The 18060-nt window shown below is 51.8% G+C and carries 17 protein-coding genes; 7 read left to right on the forward strand and 10 right to left on the reverse strand.

What is annotated here, in order from left to right:
• Positions 1 to 40: 40 nt before the first annotated feature.
• The 5 genes from kdpF to EFA69_RS19160 all read right to left on the reverse strand — a co-directional run bounded on the left by kdpF (position 41) and on the right by EFA69_RS19160 (position 5257).
• Entirely contained in the window at positions 41 to 121 is an 81-nt protein-coding gene (gene kdpF, locus EFA69_RS20720) for a K(+)-transporting ATPase subunit F (protein WP_074987983.1), read from the reverse strand.
• 27 nt (positions 122 to 148) lie between these two features.
• Positions 149 to 526: a DUF7674 family protein gene (locus tag EFA69_RS19145; protein WP_148041419.1), complete on the reverse strand. Its 378-nt coding sequence runs from the start codon at positions 524 to 526 to the stop codon at positions 149 to 151.
• Between the two features lie 607 nt (positions 527 to 1133).
• The gene (locus tag EFA69_RS19150; protein ID WP_123134658.1) at positions 1134 to 1886 is read right to left on the reverse strand and encodes a DUF3800 domain-containing protein; all 753 of its coding nucleotides are present in this window, start codon (positions 1884 to 1886) and stop codon (positions 1134 to 1136) included.
• 247 nt (positions 1887 to 2133) lie between these two features.
• Positions 2134 to 3507 carry a sigma-54-dependent transcriptional regulator gene (locus EFA69_RS19155; RefSeq protein ID WP_123134659.1) on the reverse strand — a complete coding sequence of 458 codons (1374 nt, stop codon included), beginning with the start codon at positions 3505 to 3507 and terminating at the stop codon, positions 2134 to 2136.
• Positions 3508 to 3865: 358 nt separating this feature from the next.
• On the reverse strand, positions 3866 to 5257 hold the full coding sequence (locus EFA69_RS19160; RefSeq protein WP_123134660.1) for an aspartate kinase: 1392 nt from the start codon (positions 5255 to 5257) through the stop codon (positions 3866 to 3868).
• Positions 5258 to 6106: 849 nt separating this feature from the next.
• Between EFA69_RS19160 and EFA69_RS19165 the strand changes: the two genes are divergently transcribed.
• From EFA69_RS19165 to EFA69_RS19185, 5 genes are all read left to right on the forward strand, one after another.
• Entirely contained in the window at positions 6107 to 6523 is a 417-nt protein-coding gene (locus EFA69_RS19165) for a hypothetical protein (protein WP_123134661.1), read from the forward strand.
• Between the two features lie 51 nt (positions 6524 to 6574).
• Positions 6575 to 7246 (forward strand): hypothetical protein, encoded by a 672-nt coding sequence (locus tag EFA69_RS19170; RefSeq protein WP_123134662.1) that lies wholly within the window; start codon positions 6575 to 6577, stop codon positions 7244 to 7246.
• A 4-nt stretch (positions 7247 to 7250) separates the two neighbouring features.
• Positions 7251 to 8036 carry a sensor histidine kinase gene (locus EFA69_RS19175; protein ID WP_123134663.1) on the forward strand — a complete coding sequence of 262 codons (786 nt, stop codon included), beginning with the start codon at positions 7251 to 7253 and terminating at the stop codon, positions 8034 to 8036.
• 5 nt (positions 8037 to 8041) lie between these two features.
• Positions 8042 to 8692: a response regulator transcription factor gene (locus EFA69_RS19180; RefSeq protein ID WP_123134664.1), complete on the forward strand. Its 651-nt coding sequence runs from the start codon at positions 8042 to 8044 to the stop codon at positions 8690 to 8692.
• An 811-nt stretch (positions 8693 to 9503) separates the two neighbouring features.
• Entirely contained in the window at positions 9504 to 9848 is a 345-nt protein-coding gene (locus EFA69_RS19185; protein ID WP_123134665.1) for a hypothetical protein, read from the forward strand.
• Positions 9849 to 9973: 125 nt separating this feature from the next.
• On the opposite strand, the gene hemA is transcribed toward EFA69_RS19185, so the two are convergent.
• From hemA to EFA69_RS19210, 5 genes are all read right to left on the reverse strand, one after another.
• Positions 9974 to 11236, reverse strand: a complete 1263-nt coding sequence (hemA, locus tag EFA69_RS19190; protein WP_123134666.1) for a glutamyl-tRNA reductase — start codon at positions 11234 to 11236, stop codon at positions 9974 to 9976.
• Positions 11237 to 11497: 261 nt separating this feature from the next.
• Positions 11498 to 12559 (reverse strand): response regulator, encoded by a 1062-nt coding sequence (locus EFA69_RS19195; RefSeq protein ID WP_123134667.1) that lies wholly within the window; start codon positions 12557 to 12559, stop codon positions 11498 to 11500.
• On the reverse strand, positions 12556 to 13788 hold the full coding sequence (locus EFA69_RS19200; RefSeq protein ID WP_123134668.1) for a hybrid sensor histidine kinase/response regulator: 1233 nt from the start codon (positions 13786 to 13788) through the stop codon (positions 12556 to 12558). Before EFA69_RS19200 ends, EFA69_RS19195 begins: the two co-directional genes overlap by 4 nt.
• Before the next feature lie 14 nt (positions 13789 to 13802).
• Positions 13803 to 14258: a response regulator gene (locus EFA69_RS19205; protein ID WP_123134669.1), complete on the reverse strand. Its 456-nt coding sequence runs from the start codon at positions 14256 to 14258 to the stop codon at positions 13803 to 13805.
• Entirely contained in the window at positions 14245 to 15819 is a 1575-nt protein-coding gene (locus tag EFA69_RS19210; RefSeq protein WP_123134922.1) for a sensor histidine kinase, read from the reverse strand. Before EFA69_RS19210 ends, EFA69_RS19205 begins: the two co-directional genes overlap by 14 nt.
• A 163-nt stretch (positions 15820 to 15982) precedes the next feature.
• On the opposite strand from EFA69_RS19210, the gene EFA69_RS20165 reads away from it, so the two are divergent.
• Together EFA69_RS20165 and EFA69_RS19225 are read left to right on the forward strand one after the other, a co-directional pair.
• Positions 15983 to 16858 (forward strand): universal stress protein, encoded by an 876-nt coding sequence (locus tag EFA69_RS20165; RefSeq protein ID WP_183906869.1) that lies wholly within the window; start codon positions 15983 to 15985, stop codon positions 16856 to 16858.
• 206 nt (positions 16859 to 17064) lie between these two features.
• Positions 17065 to 18045, forward strand: a complete 981-nt coding sequence (locus tag EFA69_RS19225) for a 2-hydroxyacid dehydrogenase (protein ID WP_123134671.1) — start codon at positions 17065 to 17067, stop codon at positions 18043 to 18045.
• Positions 18046 to 18060 lie beyond the last annotated feature (15 nt).

Below are 18060 nucleotides of genomic sequence, written 5' to 3' on the forward strand. Positions count from 1 at the left end.
TGTCTTTTTATTTCAGTGGATAAGGAAAGGACCGGCACGGTTAGAATTTCTCTGGCCGCAGGAGCACGTAGCACAGATACCCGAAGGTGGCCAGGCTCAAAAGGAAAAGAAGGAGCATCATAGCGTTGAATTAAATAGCTAGAAATGGTTAAGGCAGCTGGGCATAGGTGAGCTGCTGGGCACAACGTGTTAAGGCCGGCCCCAGCAGAATCCTGAGCTGCATGGAAAGTTGGGAGTTCTGGTACAGGTGCAGCGCATAGAGATAGCTGTTCTGCAGGGCCGCCTGCACGCGCTGGTCGACGTGTTGCCACAGGTGGTTGGCATGCTGAAAACACCGCCGCACCTGCGCCAGGTCCTGTTGGTCAATAAACCGGTTGGTGAACCGCGCGAAGCAGGACAGTTGCCGGTACATGTTGCGTTTGCACTCGGTGTCTTCCAGCTCCGGCGTGAGCTCGGGGAACTCCCGCTCCAGCTCGGCCAGTACTTGGTAATGCTCAATCATGGCCGCCGGATTAGACGTGGTCAAAGAAATCAACCGCCCTGAAGAAGAGCCAGAAGCACAGCAGCCCGGAGGCCAGCAAAAGAGAGATAAGCAGTAAAGGGTCCATAGAAATTTTTAAATGGTTCTGCTCCCCTATTGCCAAGCCGTGTGCCAAAACCAACTGTTGCTTAGGTGTTCTATGTAAACCCTTGATTTACAGTCGTGTTTTTAGCCTGATTTCCAAAAAGGAGCCGCAAAACGGCAAGGGCACCCTACCAAAATGGTAGGGTGCCCTTGCCGTTTTGAAAAGAAGTTTGTGCTAAGTGAGTTAGATTTCAGGTGGTAATTGGATGCAGTGAAACCTACCCCTACCCCCCCAAGAGAGGAATTATCAGCTAGAGAAGGGATAACGTTGAGCATCCCTTTAAAGGAATCCCTACATCTTTTTGCCCGCATTCGGTCCCCCTTTGCAGCTACTATTTGCATCTTGGGATAAGAGAACCATCTTATACAGTAACTTTCAACCAGTATAAATGTGGATAACTTTATAACAATTGTGGATTATTTTCGTATATTTGCATGTGACCTACTTAGAGCCTGTGCTCTTTGTCGGGCCACGAAAAGTCCTCGGTTTGAAACCGGGGCATTTTTTTTAACGGCGTACAATTCCTAATGGATCGGCGGTACTGGCCTGTTTAAGTAAGATAGGTTCCAATAGATTAAAAGCCCTATCTAACCCGTACTTCTTTAGACTACCCTTTGGATATTCCTTTCTATAGAGGGTATGAGCCACGAAATCTGCAGCCTGTATTATGTGGGAATGAGCAGAATCCCTATAAAATACGTCTTCAATTATGTTGTCGATTACTGGGTTATGGTAAGAAGCATTGAAGTGAGATGCTACGGGATTGTACACTCTCATTTTCCTTAAAAGACTTCTTATAATCGCCTCTCCAGTATCATCACTAATAATTATTCCTTTGCTATTATCTGCCTTTTTAAGATACGTGTCATATCTCTGTATCAGCCTAGACCAAGCTAATGTTTGAAAGTCGGTGCAGTGTGGAAGTGCTTCTTTTCTTAGGCAAATGTTAAGGATTTTCCCTTTGGAGAACAAAGCCGGCATTTCTCCTACGAAAGATGTAATTAAGGCAAGCCTAGTAAATTTGGGGATTGCCTTGTACTCTTCTATCTTTTGAATCCTGATTAACTCAGAGCAATGTAGTTCCACCCTAGTTTGCAAACCTACGGTATCACGTAACATTTTTCTATACTTAATAATCCTTTCTAAGGAATCCTTCCAATCATCTACATGGATGATGATACCACTGAGTATATAGTGAGGGGAGTTATTGCCTGTAAAAACTCCAGCGTCCCCACTTTCATCCACATACATTAAATACATACTAATATTTTATAGCATTTTTTTTAGTGCAATGTACTTTTTTGTATGCGCATAGACAAGTAACTCCACTTAGAGGAAACAATCAGATCCAGCGTCTTTGATTGTTGTATTTCCTTTAAAGATGAAAGTGTTTGAAAACTCTTCACTTGAGGATAAGAAGTCAAAGCTGTTTTTGGCTTGATTTCAGAAAAACAGCCGCTAAACGGAAGCCCCAACAGATACTAGCGCCAAAAACATCAAGCAAGTTTTAGTGAACATCTCCCAAGCCGTATTCCTGAATCTTGCGGTACAGCGTGGTCAAGCCGATGTGGAGCAGGCGGGCGGTTTCGGTTTTGTTGCCGCCGGTCTGCGCCAGAATCTTGCGGATGTGGTTTTTCTCTACCGTGCTCAGGGCAGTATCGCTTTCCACGGCTCCCGCCGATGAGTTCAACGACCAGAACTCGGCGGGCAGGAAATCTGGGGTAAGGGTAAGGGTATCGCCCTCGGCGAGGATGACGGCGCGCTCCAACACATTCTTCAGCTCCCGGATGTTTCCTTTCCAGGGGTAGGCCTGCAGTTTCTGCACGAACTCGGGGCTGAGGTGCTGTAGCCGGGGGTTGAGCTTGGCGGCGAAAACTTGTAGGAAATGTTTGGCCAGCGTGGGAATGTCCTCTTTGCGTTCGCGCAGCGTGGGCACCCGCACCTTGAACACCGAGAGGCGGTAGTACAAATCCGGGCGGAAATGCCCGGCCTCGGCCTCAGCGGCCATGTCGCGGTTGGTGGCGGCCACCAGCCGGAAGTTCACCTGGATGGGTTTGGTGTCGCCTAGCTTGGTGAAGGCCTGGGTTTCCAGCACGCGCAGGAATTTGGCCTGCAGCTCGGCGGGCATCTCGCCTACCTCGTCCAGAAACAGGGTGCCGGTGTGGGCTTCCTCCAGCAGGCCTTTTTTATCTGTCATGGCTCCCGTGAAAGCGCCTTTCCTGTACCCGAATAGCTCCGACTCCAGCAAATCTTTGGGGAAGGCGCTGCAGTTAAGGGCCATAAACGGTTTGCCGCGCCGGCGGCTGGCCTGGTGAATAGCCTGCGCGAAGAGTTCCTTGCCCGTGCCCGTCTCCCCTTCCAGCAGCACCGTGGAATCAGTAGGCGCGACTTTGGCGGTGAGGTCCTTGGCTTGCCGCAACGCGGGCGAGGTACCCAAAATGCTGTCCAGGCTGTACGTCACGCCCACCTGTTTCTCCAGCTCCTGGATGCGCCGCTGCAAACTGGCTTTCTCCATGGCCCGTTCCACCACCACCAGCAGTTGGTCGTCTGAGTCGCCTTTGGTGAGGTAGTCAAACGCGCCCATCTTCATGGCCGTGACCCCGTCCTGAATGGTGCCGTAGGCGGTCATGAGAATCACCTCGGCCTGTGGGTATTTCTGCTTTACTTTTTGCAGGATGTTCAGGCCGTGGTCATCGGGAAGCTTCACATCAGAGAGCACCACCCACACGTCTTGCGCGTGCTGTTGCAGCATTTCCAGCCCCGCGTGCGCCGTGGCGGCCTGCCGCACGTGGTAGCCTTCCAGTTCCAACACCCGCCCCAGCACGTGGCGCAGGCGCTCTTCATCGTCAATCAGCAGTAGTTCTCCCGGGTATTTAGCCATGTGTGGTGGTTTGTGGCTGCGAAGCTATGAGTAATTTCCATAAATGATTCACTGTGCCTGACACTAAAAGGTTCTGGAGGACGTGATTCTATCACTTCTATGGAAAATGGATTAGGCCTGCATCTAGGAGATATGAGAAAGCTATACACCCTCTTCCACCTCTCTTTCTACCCGGCACTTCGTGCCGCAACCGCATTATAAGTTGGACTCCCTTATGAACCTGAGCTTTGAGTAGGGCCGCTTTCACAGCCTCCTAATAGGTATAACATAAAAAATCCGTTTTTGGCCTGTTTTTAAGAAAACAGGCCAAAAACGGATCTCCTCCAATATATGAGTTACACGCCCTCACCTTAAGTGCTCAGCAGGGTTCATGAGCAAACATGGCCTTGTTCAGGGCGATGATAGCCTGTCTGTAGTGGGGGCGGGCGACGACGAACTGCAGGTTCACCTTCCGCAGGGAGACACCGGCGGCCATGATGTTGATGCCCTTCTGGGCCAGAGCCTGGGCTGCTTTCCCCAGCACCCCAGGCTGGTCCAGATTGGACCCGATGGTGCACACCATGGCCGCCGGCTCCGCCCGCACCTCCTGGAACCGGAGCTGGAGTTCCCGGCTCAGCGGCTCTTTGTAGTCCTTCTCCCAGAGAACGAGCGTAATGCTGTTCGCGCTGCTGGTCTTCAGGATATAGCTGACGGCATGTTTCTCCAGCACCTGCATGAGCCTCAGGTCGGCGCCCACCTCCCCCACCATCAGGCGGTCGAACACATCTACGGCCACCACCCTGTCGGTTCCCGTGACCATCTCCACCTTCTTGCGGGGGCAGACATACTCCTTCGTGATCAGGGTACCCGGGTGGCGGGGCTCAAAGGTGTTCTTGATCCGCAGGTTGATGCGGTGCATCTCCAGCGGCTTGCTGGCCTTGGGGTGGATCGCCTCCATGCCCACGTCCGCCAGCTGGTCGGCCACCTCGTAGTTGGTGAACTCCACCGGCACGCAGTGCTCCACGCCCACCAGGGCCGGGTCGGCCGAGGAGAGGTGGTACTCTTTGTAGATGATGGCTTCCCGGGGCTTCAGGGCCACGGCGATCTTGCTGAAGGTGACCTCTGAATAGCCCCGGTCAAACTCGCGCATGATGCCCTCCACCCCCTTGGTGTAGCCCGTCACCACGCCTATGGTCTGGCCCAGATCAAGGTCCTTGAAGACATGCGCGATGCGTTCGTCTATGGTGTAGGGCTCATGGTCATGGAAACCGCTCAGATCAAGGAAGGTCGCCGCCATCCCGTTGCGCTGCAGCACGTTGGTGAAGACGAAGCCCGCGTGCGCCTCCCCTATGGAGGCCAGAATCTCGCGGGCGGCCAGCAGGATGCTCTCGGCGCTCACGTACCCGGAGGCCAGCACGTTGGCCAGGCTGGCCAGGAAGGCCTGGGCCTCCGCCACCCGCTGGGTCACGAACCCGTCCGCCGCGGCCAGGTCCAGCCCCAGGGGCTCGTATGCCTGGTGGATTTCCTTCAGCCGGGTAGCCACCCCATCCAATGGGGCCTGGAAGTCGTTGTATTGGGCGAAACGGTGGTACACGCCGGGCTCCCCGGTCTTTTTGTTCTCCAGCAGCAAGTCCGTCACCCCGGCGAACGCCGAGACCACGAAGACCCGGTTATAGATCACCTCCCCGGACTTGGTGAAGAACTGGAAATCCCGCAGGATACGGTCCAGCGCGCGCATGCTGGTGCCGCCTATCTTCTCAAGGGTCAGCATACCGGGCTAGGAAAGAAGGTTAACGGTGCTGAGGATGATGCCGAAGCAGAGCAGCGAGAGGAGCAGGTTCAGCAGCTGTTGGTCTTGTTCTGTGCGCATGGATGTTCGCGTTTAAAGGTTATGATGACACCACCTGATGCCATTTCTGACCCTGTAGCCAAAAAAGGGCCAAGAAAACCCGCTGAACCATAAGCACCTGATTATAAAAACCGTATAGCCACTACTTCATGTCTACAGGCTCTCGCATGAACGCTTCCTATTTCCTAAATGGAAAAAGACCTTACCATTATGATAGGCTCCCCCTATGTAAATACAGAAAATGAAGACGTTCATTCCACTGGAAGACGCATCTGGATAAAAGCTTCTCCAGTTGAGAATTCGTGTTCACGCCATATCTCCTTACCCTTCATACTCCCGGGATTGAATACCTTCTCCAAGGCCTCGAACAGGAATATTACCTTTCACACTTTCAGCTAAATACAAATGGCACAACTTTCATTTCAACCATACCTCTGTTTTAGCCCTGATTCTGGAAAAACAGCCCCTAAACGCAATTTCCAAGACGCAAAACACCCGCTTTTAAGCAAATGATACAAATCAAGAGATTTCAGCCGTTGGCCTCCCTTTCTGCATGTGATTTTTCACAGAAATTATCAAAAAAAACAGATTCACTTCTTATCTTCACCCAAGCTTAAAGGAAAGCTATTCTCTTCACTTAAGCGGCAAAACAACCTACTATACTTATATACTTATTTAATCTATCCCCCAAAATGCACCTGTCATCTTTACTATTACTATTCACATAGATTCTTTTCAAATACATATAATCCAATCCATTTATCTAAACCCATGCCTAAATTATTAACACCCACCTCTAGAGAGGCGCAGACACCGCTTTGTCAATTTTCCCAGCCTACCCAAAACGTACTAGAGGAGCAGCAGGTGCCCGTGGAGGAACTGAAAGCCAGATGTGACCGCTATTATGATCATCTTTCAGCGTTGCAGCCTCCTCAGGAAGCTATCATGCTGCGGGCAGCCAACTTCACGGTGGCCTCTATCCAGCAAATGATTCAAGCAAGCCCAGACAGTGCCTTTATCAGGGTGTACTACGGGATCAAAGAAAACGGAGAGCATGAGCTTTTCATGGTTCCTGTCAACCCAGACGGCACCCCAAACACCAATGCTGACACCGTGTATGTAGATAACTGCTGCGCCTGTCCGCCCATGGGGAACTGCTCAAATGATGAATTACTTTCAGATTCTTAATTCCCACTCCCCAGAGGCACAGATTGACTCTGTGCCTCTCCCCCAATGTATATGTGGTTCATTTATATCTATTTCGCCTTTTTAGCCTTGAGCGTGGTTAGTTGGGGCATACGGTTCAAACACCTGGAGACCCCGCAGAAAATCTTGGGGTTCAGCCTGGCCATTACCCTAACCGTGGAGATTTATGCCGCGCACCTCATGATGCAGAGCACCAACAATTCCTTTCTGTATCATTTCCTGATTCCGCTACAGTGCCTGCTGCTCTCCAGTGTCTTTTATACAGCCTTGAGCGGTAAAAAAGTACGTAAAATCATTCTTTTCTCTTTGCCGGTCTTTGTACTGGCGGTGTTGGCCATTATGCTCACGTTGCAGACCATCAGAGAATACAACTCTTTCGCCAGGCTTATGAAAAACGTGCTGGTGGCCTGTTGGGTGCTCTTTTACTACCGCGAAGTCTTTATAAGCGTAAAAGTCTCCCGGCTGGAGCGGGAACCCATGTTCTGGATCAGCACGGGGCTGTTGTTCTATTCCTTAGGCAACGTATTTGTGGATGGGCTCATGAATTACCTCATCCATCAGTCTAAAAGCTGGGCGCTTCCTATCTATTACATCAATACCTTTCTGGGGATTTTATTGAATCTCACCTTTTTTATATCTTTCCTGGTGAAGAAAGAAGCCCCTTTGGCCTCTCCTCCCCTAAAACCCTACTCCAGACCTCTGTAACGGCATGCCCGATGTAGTTTTAATAGTCACCGTGGGCACTGCCCTCTTCCTGCTGTTGGCCTTGTTTATTGCGTTTATGGCCTTCTACTACCAGAAGAGGAGGCTGGAGCACCAGGACGAGATAAAAGATCTAGCCGAAACTTATCAGAAAGAAATCCTGAAGGCGCAGCTGGAGATGCAGGAGCAGACCTTTCATTCCATTGCGCAGGAAATCCATGACAATGTGGGGCAGATCCTCTCCCTGGCCCGGCTAAACATGAACTCGCTGGAGAATGCGCTGCAAGACAACCACCGGCAAAAAATTACCACCAGCAAAGAACTGGTAGACCAGGCCATTGGCGACCTTCGCGACCTCTCCAAACGCCTGAACAGCAAATACGCCACCCAGCAGTCGTTGACTACCCTCCTCAAAACCCAGCTAGACCTGATCAGGAAGACGGGGGCCGTGGAAACTTCTTTTGACGTGTCTGGTCAGGAAGCCGGGCTTCTGCCAGAGAAGAAGCTTATCCTTTTCAGAATTGCCCAGGAGGCCTTGAACAACAGCCTCAAACACGCAGAGGCCTCTTGCATTTCTGCCCAACTGGAATTCACCCAACAGCAAATGGTGTTGCGCATTATGGATGACGGAGGAGGCTTGGCCGTAACCGCTGAGGGTTCTTCTGAGCCGCCGCTGAACGGTACAGGCCTCCAGAACATGCGCTTTAGGGCCGGTTTAATTGGGGCCTCCTTTTCCATTGCGGGCCAAGCAGGCTCCGGTACTTTGGTACAAGTAGATTTACCTTTAAATTAGAACGCATGCACGCTCCCCATCCCGCCAATGTGGCGCTGGTTGATGACCATAAACTCTTCCGGAAAGGAATGGCCGAAATCATCAACGGTTTCAGTGGTTTTTCCATCATGCTGGAGGCCGAAAACGGCAGAGACTTCATCCAGAAACTTGCGCCAGGCAACTTACCTTCTATTGCGGTGCTGGATATCAGTATGCCCGTGATGGATGGTTTTGAAACCGCCCGCTGGCTCCAGGAACACCACCCTGACATGAAAATCCTGGCGCTCTCCATGAGCGACGAGGAGGAAACCGTGCTCCGGATGCTCAAGTGCGGAGTGGATGGTTACGTTCTCAAAAACGCCGATACCTCTGAGCTGCGCATGGCCCTGGAGGCGCTGGAGGCCAACGGCAGCTACTACTCCAGCAGCGTCACTGAGATTCTGAAACAAAGCCTTTCCTCCAAAACGCCCGCTGAACCGGAGCTTTCTGAGCGGGAAATCGCCTTCCTGAAACTGGCCTGCACGGAGCTTCCGTACAAATCCTTCGCGCCGCTCCTGAGCGTGTCTCCCAGAGCGGTGGAAGCCCTCCGGGAAGGACTGTTCAAAAAACTGGAAGTAGCCTCAAGGGTAGGCCTGGCCATGTACGCCATCAAGAAAGGCTACCACAAGGTAGCCTAGCGTCCAAAAGGCCTTCTCAATTATCATTTCACAAGAAGTGTACATGCCCTATAGCAGTGAATATTCCCTCCAAAGCTATAGGTAAGTACTTCCCTCTATTTTCCGTTTAGGGGCTATTTTTTGAAAAACAGCCCCTAAACGGAAACATTTCTCCCGCCTCCGCAGAAAATTCACCCATACCTCATGTGATTTTTCACACCCTTAGAAAATAGCGCACAGCAGACAGATCCGGTACCTTTACATCAGCAAACTGAAATAGCTCAAGCACAGATTTATTTACTTAAAACCTTTATTTACTGCATTTCTAATAAGTACCACAATAGAATAAACTCCTTTCCCGTCAATATCCGGCACTGAAGAAGCTGCCATATTGAAGAAGCCAGACACTTACCTTTACGAATGGTGAATCTGGATTTTACAGGCCCCTGGTTGTATCTACTATCTTTCAAACACATCTATCATTCAATCTTAATATTTTATAAAATACTTCACCCCCCGTTGGTAAAGCCTGCCCTCTAAAGGGGTTGGATTCCTTCACCAGCCCTAGATACAACCAGGGGCTTTTTTTAAACCTACTTCTAAAAATAATCACGGCTATTCCTGTGATAAATCACAGTTAAGGAAGACTCTCTTTCAGCCTAAGTCCTCTTAAATTGCCTTGGCTTTGGAACAAAACTACTATTGAACTGAAGAACACCTTTTGAGTCATGTGATGACAAATTTTATCAGACTCAATATTCAAGTTACAGACCGAAAAAGACAACTTTACCTACTTATATAACCCAGTACAATTATTCAAACGTCTCTACCTATGGAATTTAAAGTGATCAGAATACACGAAGGAGATGGCCAGCACCCCAACACTGAATATGTTTTTCTACAGGCTCTTACAGACGAAAATCTGAAGAACTTAAGTTTTCATCTCCACTCCCCCCATGATGCTTTCATAGACTTCCCTTCCTTACCAGATGTAGAAGTGAAAAAAGGGGATTTTGTGATTCTATACACGGGCTTAGGGCGTTATCTGCGGGCCACCATTAACACGGGCGAACCTTTGCACAAGGTCTATCTGGAACAGCCAACCTGTCTCTGGACCAACCTGGGATTATCCCCGCAACAGCTGTGTCTTTCGGCCCTTGAAGGCGTTTTAGTGTAATCAGCGTTACTTCCTGTTCATAGGCAGAGAAGACATCTTCCGGCAAAAACAACAAGAGGCGTTTAGGGGCTGTTTTTTCAAAAACAGCCCCTAAACGCCTCTCTGTTAAAAAACTTAACAGCTACTTACGCTTCTTGCTTCTCCAGCTGGAACAGGCTGCTCAGGCCTTCCAGCAAGGCATCAGACTCGCCGCGTTGGCAGGCGGCTTTCAGCTCCAGCACCGGAAGCTTCACAATTTTATTCAGGATATTCTTGGTCACCGACTCCAGCAGCTCGCGCTCTTGGCCGCTGAGTTTTTTCAGGGCTCTGGCTACCTCCTGCTGACGGATTTCCTCCAGACGGTTCTTGAACTGTTGCACGGTGGCGGTAAAGCCGGTTTCCTGCACCCAATTCTGGAATTCTTCAATAGACTCTGTGATGATCTGCTCCACCGCCGGCACAGACGCCAGGCGTTTCTCCAGCGCCTCAGTGGCTCTGTTCTTGATGGTGTCTATGTTGTAAACGGCGGCATTAGGCAACGTGGCTACTTCTTTGGCAATGCTGCGGGGCATGGAAAGATCCAGGAAGAACTTGGGGCTTTCAAAACCATTGGCCGGAAGATTTTCCGGACTGATCTGGAAGCAGTCGCCGGGCACAGAGGAGATCACCACATCTGCCAGGGCTATCTCTTCCTGAATGGCTTCCCAGTAAATGGAGGTGGCATTTGCTCTCTGGGCCAGTTCCACGGCTTTGTGGTGCGTGCGGTTAGCCACCACCACGTTCTTGATTCTGGTTTTCTGGAAGTTGAGGCACACGGTGCTTCCCATTTCACCTACCCCTAGCATGAGCACCCGCGGGTTCTCCATCTGCTGGGTCAGTTCCTCCACCAGCTCCACGGTTGCATACGCCACGGAGGCTGCCCCGTCTCTGAAAGCTGTCTCATTGGACACCCGCTTGTTGGTAAAGAAAATAGTGTGCAGCAAACGGTGCAGGAACGGGCCCACGGTATCGGCTTGGGTAGCCCACTGGTACGCGTTTTTCACCTGGTTCAGGATCTGGAAATCGCCTACCACCTGAGATTCCAGCCCAATGGCCACGTTGAACAGGTGACGCACCGCCTCGTCATGGTTCTGCAAAGAGATAAAATATGGGGCGATGGCGCTGGTGGCCAGAAAGCCCTTCTCAATGGCAATCAGTTTGATGATCTCCTTGCTCAGGTCAGTCTCCGCGCTGTAGTATACTTCAGTGCGGTTGCAGGTAGAGAGCACCAACACCTCCTGGGCAGAAGTGAATTCCTTCAGTTTATCTAAAAGGTTCTTGCATCCAATCTCGTTGAGAGACACCATCTCCCGCACAGCAATGGGGGCGGTTTTATAAGATAAAGACAGGGCTTTGAATGAAGTCTGCATGGAGGATTTTGATTACCCTGCAAATTTCACCATTCTGGGCGCGGGAAAAGATGACCTTTGTCACCTCAGCCACAGATCCTTATCAGGTTCTATCACTCCTGGCACCGCCACCCGCCCGTTTTTGCGTTTAAGGGCTCTTTTTCCAAAAACAGGATGAAACCAGCCGAAGCACCGGCAGCCGCTTTTGCAAGAGAGATTTCTTGCGTTTAGGGGCTCTTTTTCCAAAAATAGCCCCTAAACGAAAAAAAGTATTTTTAAAAGCTAGTTCCGCATTTTGGCCAGCTTCTCCACGTTGAGAATGGTGATTTTACCGCCGTTGATGCTGATGAGCTTTTCGTCTTTAAAGTCTGAGAGCGTCCGGATGACGGTTTCCTTGGAGGCGCCCACAATGTTGGCCAGGTCTTCGCGCGACACCGGTACTTTGGCCTCCTGCCCCTGGTTTTGCTGGTACTGCTTCTCCACTAACAGCAGGGCCTCGGCCACCCGCTTGCGCACCGAGTTATAAGCCAGTTTCAGGAGCCGTTCCTCGCGGTCGGCGAGGTTGCCGGAGAGGATCTTGATGAACTTGTTGGCCACGTCGCGGTTCTGGTACAGCAGCGAGTTGAATTCCTCTTTGTTGATGATGCACACCTCACAATCTTCCAGCGCCTCCGCCGATTCGCGGTACGTCTGGTCTTCCAGCAGGTCTAAATACCCAATGAACTCGCCCTCCTTGTACAGGTTGGTGATGTACTCGCGACCCTCCTCGTTGGTCTTGTAGGTTTTCACCTTGCCTTTGTTCAGGAAAAACAGGGCGTGCGGGTACTGGCCTTCGGCGAAGAGCTGCTGCTTTTTCTTGAACACAGAGATTTTGCGCTCATTGGAAATGAGGCTGTTGAGGTCTTCCAGGCCTTTGGCCTCCTGGATGAACTCGTTCAGCCCCTGGGTGTTTTTCTGGAAATCGGCGCGCAGGATCTCGTTTTTCTTCAGGCGCATCTCCACCGCATCCAGCAGTTCCAGGTCATCGAAGGGTTTGGTAAGGTAATCGTCGGCCCCCAGGTTCATGCCTTTCCTGAAATCGTCTTTCTCAGACTTGGCGGTAAGGAAAATAAACGGAATGCCCGAGGTGGCCGGGTTCTTGCTGAGCATGTGCAGCACGCCATACCCGTCCAGTTGCGGCATCATGATGTCACAGATAATGAGATCGGGTTTCTCGGTTTTGGCCAGTTCCACACCGGCTTTTCCGTGCTCGGCCTCCAGCACATCGTAATTGGCCAGAGACAGAATCTCGGCTATGTTCTCACGTATTTCGGTGTTGTCTTCTATGAGCAGTATCTTTTTCATAGGCTGGGGGTTTTATGAAACTGTACCGTAAAAGTGGTGCCCTCGTTCTGCTGGCTGGTGTAGGTAAGTGTTCCGTTCATGATGTCTACGTAGCGCTTCACAATGTTAAGCCCTAAACCGGTGCCTTCATAGTTGACGGCGTTATGCGCCCGGAAGAAAGGCGTGAACAGGTGGGCCTGGTCGGCTTCTGGAATTCCTATGCCCTGGTCCTGCACCTGCACCATTGCCTGCTGGGCGTCTACCTGCGTGGTAATCATGATTTCCTTGCCCTCTGCCGAATATTTGCTCGCGTTGGAAAGCAGGTTGAGCACAATGTTCTTGAGCAATTGTTTGTCTAAGGTCACTATAGACGGTTGCCCCTCATGCCGGTAATGGATCTGCTGACCCACTTTTATGTAGCCCTGCATCTCATCAATGATTTCTTCTATAAACGGCACCAGGTCAAAAGCGGTGGGCACGTTGTAGATCTTGCCTTCCTCAATACGGCTCAGAGACAGGAAATCATTGAGAATACCCGTAAGATTATGCACCGCCGATTTAATGCGGTTCACGTGCTTCTGCCGCTTGTCGTCTTCCTCCGTGAGCTTGTACTTGCCAATAAGTGAGGCCGAAGACAGCACCGTGCTCAGCGGGGTCCGGAACTCATGCGAAGCAATGGTCACAAAGCGGGACTTGAGCTCGTTCAAATCTTTCTCTTTCTGGAGGGCTTTCTTGATTTCCTGCTGGGCTTCAAACAGGCTGCGGTTGGTTTCCTCCAGTTGCGTGATGGCCCGGGCCAGTTCCTGCGTTCGGTCTGCCACGCGCTGCTCCAGGCCGGCGTTCAGCTGCTGGATCTCCAGTAGGTTGTTGGCGTGTTCTATGCTGTAGCGGATGGAACGCTCCAGGTCAAACGGCGTGAGGCGGCCTTTGATAAGGAAATCAGAGGCCCCCAGGCGCATGGCCCGTTCATCGGTCTCGCGGTCGCTTTGGCCGGTGAGCAGGATGAACGGGGCTTCCGCCCCGCTGGCCAAAGCCTGGGTGATAAGCTCCAGTCCGTCATGGGCGCCTAGCCGGTAATCTACCAGGTACACGTCATGCTGTTTCAAGGCGATTTTTTCCAAAGCAGCCCCAAACGACGAAGCCCACTCCAGCAGGTACGTGCGCGCCGGAATGTCAGAGATAATGTCGCGGGTAATGATGAAATCATCCTCGTCATCGTCTACCAGCAACACCCGTATGGTCTCAGTCATTTCTTCAGGTTAGGTTATTTATGGCTGCTGTTGGGCAGTTGCACCAGCTCAAACCAATATTCGGTGAGGGTTTTGGTCATGTCTACCAGAGAGGCAAACGTGACGGGCTTGGTGATGAAGGAACTCACCCCCAGGTCATAGGTCCTGATAATGTCTTCCTCGGCTTTGGAGGTAGTGAGCACCACCACCGGCAGTAGCTTTAAATCAGCATCTTGCTTGATTTCCTTAAGTGCCTCGCGGCCATCTTTCTTAGGCATGTTCAGATCCAGCAAAATGAGCCCTGGTAAGGGGTATTTCTCTTTGTCTGCGTATTTGCCCCGGTGGTGCAGGTAGTCCATGAGCTCCTCGCCGTTTTCCACAAAGTGGAGCGTGTTTTTGAGGTGGTTCTCCTCCAATGCCTCTTTCAGGAGCATCCGGTCTTCGGCATCATCATCGGCAATGAGAATGGCTATGCTTTTACTTTGCATCATAATTCTGTTCTTGAGGTTGTTTCAGCGCCAGGGTAATAATGAAGGTGGTGCCCACGCCCGGCTGGCTGCGGGCGGTAATGTCGCCGCCGTGCCTAATGGCAATCTTGCGGCAAATGGCCAGCCCAATGCCGGAGCCTTCATACTTCTGCCCTTCCAGGCGCTGAAAAATATTAAAAATACGGTCCAGGTATTTCTCCTGAAACCCAATGCCGTTGTCTTCTATGTAAATTTCCACCACTTCATCGCCGGGCGTGGCGGTGAGGTGGGCGGTACGCTGCACCACCTGCGCCCAGATGGAGATAACGGGTTGCTCCCCCTCCTTCCGGAACTTGATGGCGTTGCTGATGAGGTTCTGGAACAGCTGGCGCATCTGGGTGGGCTCGGCTTCAATGACGGGTAGCCAGGAGCGGTTAATCTGTGTACCGGTCTGCTCAATGGTGATCTCCAGGTCAGAGAGCACGCCGGTGAGCACGGCATCCAGGTCTACGCGCACAAACGGCGTGGCCTTGCTGGTAACCCGGGAAAACGCCAACAGATCATTGATGAGGTTCTGCATGCGGCTGGCCGCGTTGAGCATACGCTCCACGTAGTCTTTGCCCTGGTCGCTGAGGTTGTCGTATTCCTTGGTCATGAGCCGGTCCCCGAAGGCCTGGATCTTGCGCAGCGGTTCCTGCAAATCATGCGAGGAAACGTAGGCGAAATCCTGAAGCTCTAGGTTGCTGCGCATGAGCTCGGCGGCGTAGCGCCGAAGCCGTTCCTCGTTCAGTTTCTGCTGGGTGATGTCATGGATGAAGCCGGTGTACACTTTGCGGTCTGCCAGCTGCACTTCACTGATGCTCAGGTAAAAAGGAAACGTGCTACCGTCTTTGCGCAGCCCGGTCACCTCCCGGCCAATGCCAATGATCTTGCGTCTGCCGGTGGTTTCATAGTTGTGGATGTACCCGTCATGGCGGCTATGGTCGGGCTCAGGCATGAGCACGTTGATGCTGCGGCCCAGCAGTTCCTCGGCCTGAAAACCAAACAAACGGGCCGCCGAGGGATTCACCATTTCCATGATGCCGCGGGTGTCAATGGTGATGATGCCGTCTACCGCTGCCTGTATAATGGAGTTGATCTTGTTCTCGCTCTCGCGCAGGGCGGCTTCGGCTTTCTTGAGGTTGGTGATGTCATGGATAATGCCCGTGAAAATCTGCTTGTCCTGCAACTTCACCTCACTGATGCTGAGCAGGAACGGGAACACGGAGCCGTCTTTCCGGCGCCCCAGCACCTCACGGCCTTTGCCAATGATCTGCCCCACGCCGGTGCGGTGGTAATTTTCAATGTACTGGTCGTGCAGGCTGCGGTCTGGCTCGGGCATCAGCATCCTGATGTTCTGCCCAATGATATTTTCTGGGAGATAGCCAAAGATGCGGGCTGCGGCTGGGTTTACGCTTTCAATAGTGCCGCGCGCATCAATGGTGATGATGCCGTCAATGGCGGTTTCAATAATGGCCTGTAGCCGGTTTTTGTCATCAATACTCTGCTGGCGGGCAGCGGCAAATTCATTCAACTCTTCACTCATGCGGTCTTTTTTTCTCTCCCAAGCCAAAGATAGCTTTTCTACCATCAATACAAGAATGACTAATGTCATCTTCCTTCCTGCCCAAGGTCATTTAGGGTGCGGCCATATTGCCGTAATCTTGCACTGTCTTATCCAGTTCCACCCACAAAAACCCTCTACAGCTATGATAACCATTCTAGTCCCCACTGATTTCTCTGGCGTTGCCGCCAACGCCCTGGAATACGCCGTTGCCATGGCCTCCGTTACCAAAGCCCATATTCTGCTGGCCCACGTGGTGGACATTCCGGCCATGGCCGCCGCCTATGAGGTGAACATGGGCTACATCAGCTCCCAGGTACTGGCCGACTGCGAAAAGGAAATGCAGACCCTGGTGCAGCGCCTGCGGGCAAATGTGGCAGTAGAGGTAGACGGAATCTGCACCTCCGGCAAGCTGGTGGCGCAGGTGAATGAAGTAGTGTCTAAATACAAAGTAGACCTGGTGGTGATGGGATCGCACGGTCAAAGCGGCTTGCTGGACCGTTTATTTGGCACCAACGCACTGGCGTACATGAACAATGCCCATTGCCCGGTGCTGGTGGTACCGCCGACCGCTACGTTCAAGGGCATCCACAACATTGCCTTTGCCTATGACCTGGACAGCGAGAGTACGTTTGTGTTACAGCAGCTTTTCAGGTTGAGTGCTCCTTTCCAGGCGAAGGTGTCTATTATTAACTGCCTCTCAGAACGCCAACTCAACATTGTGCCAGACCAGCCGCTGCTGCAATACATCACAGAACACTTCGCTCAGGAGAACTATTGCCTGGTGCAGCGCAGAGAAGACGACGTGGTCACCGGAATTCTCAGTTTTGTGCAGGAAAACCAAATGGATGTGCTGGCGGTGTCTACTCATGAGCGCATTTTGCTGGAACAAGTACTGCACACCAGCGTGACCAAACAATTGCTCTTCAAAACCCAGGTTCCGCTGCTCGCCATTCAGGAAAATCCTTATGCCGCAGAAGTCAAGCACAAATTTCTTACGCAACTGGAAGAAAGCAACTAAATCTGTTTCTACTTTCCATTTAAAGCCGTTTAGGGGCATTTTTTCCAAAATAAGCCTCTAAACGGCTTTCTCTTTCAAGCGCACTCCTGCCCAAAGGAACCGTTCTGGTTTAAGTCCGTTTTAGGAAAAAGAGCCCCTAAACGCATTTACAGGACTTTTGGCAGGAAATCAAGGCAGCTCTGTTGCCTCTTAACCACGCACGCACCATGCAAGTAACCGTTTTCAGCGCCCACCTTTTTGAGCAGGAATTTCTACTGGCCGCCAACCAACAGCAGCACCAATTGAAGTTTGTGGAACAGGCCCTCACTCTGGAGAACGCCCACGAAGCCGCCGGAAGCCAGGCCATTGCCCTGTTTACCTCAGATGATGCCTCCGCGCCCGTGCTTGAAACACTGCACCGTCTGGGGGTGCGGCACGTGGCGCTCCGGTCTGCGGGCTATGATTACGTTGATCTGGCCAAGGCGCAGGAACTGGGTATGAACGTTGCCCGCGTACCCGCCTATTCACCGTATGCCATTGCCGAGCACACCGTGGCCCTGCTCCTGGCCCTGAACCGCCACCTGCTGGAGGCCCACGCCCGCATCAGGCAAAACAATTTCTGTCTGGACCACCTCATCGGCTTTGACCTGAACGGGAAAACCGTGGGCATCATAGGCCTGGGAAAAATTGGGGCGGTTTTCGGGAAAATCATGCACGGCTTCGGCTGCCGTATTCTGGTGCACGATGTTGTACAGCCGGAGCCGCAGGAATTTCCCCTGGAACTCGTTTCTCTGGACACGGTGCTGCGCGAAGCCGATGTGCTCTCCCTGCACACGCCCCTCAATGCCGCCACCAAACACCTCATCAACGCCAGCACGCTAGCTAAAACCAAGAAAGGCGTAGTTCTGCTCAACACCAGCCGCGGCGGCCTCATTAAAACCGAAGACCTGATCCAGAGCCTGAAAACCGGGCAAGTAGCCGCCGCCGGATTAGACGTGTATGAGCACGAGAAACACCTGTTTTTCCAGGACCGCTCCCAGGAGACGCTGCAAGACGAGCTGTTCGCCCAACTCCGGGAACTGCCCAACGTGCTCATTACCGGCCATCAGGCTTTCCTCACCAGAACGGCCCTCAGCAACATTTCAGACACCACGGTGTATAACTTAAACTGTTTTGAGGCCGGGCAAGACTGTGTAAATAAACTGTAAGGGCAGAAAGACTAG

The sequence above is a fragment of the Rufibacter immobilis genome (genome assembly GCF_003721565.1).
Classification (GTDB): Bacteria; Bacteroidota; Bacteroidia; order Cytophagales; family Hymenobacteraceae; genus Nibribacter; species Nibribacter immobilis.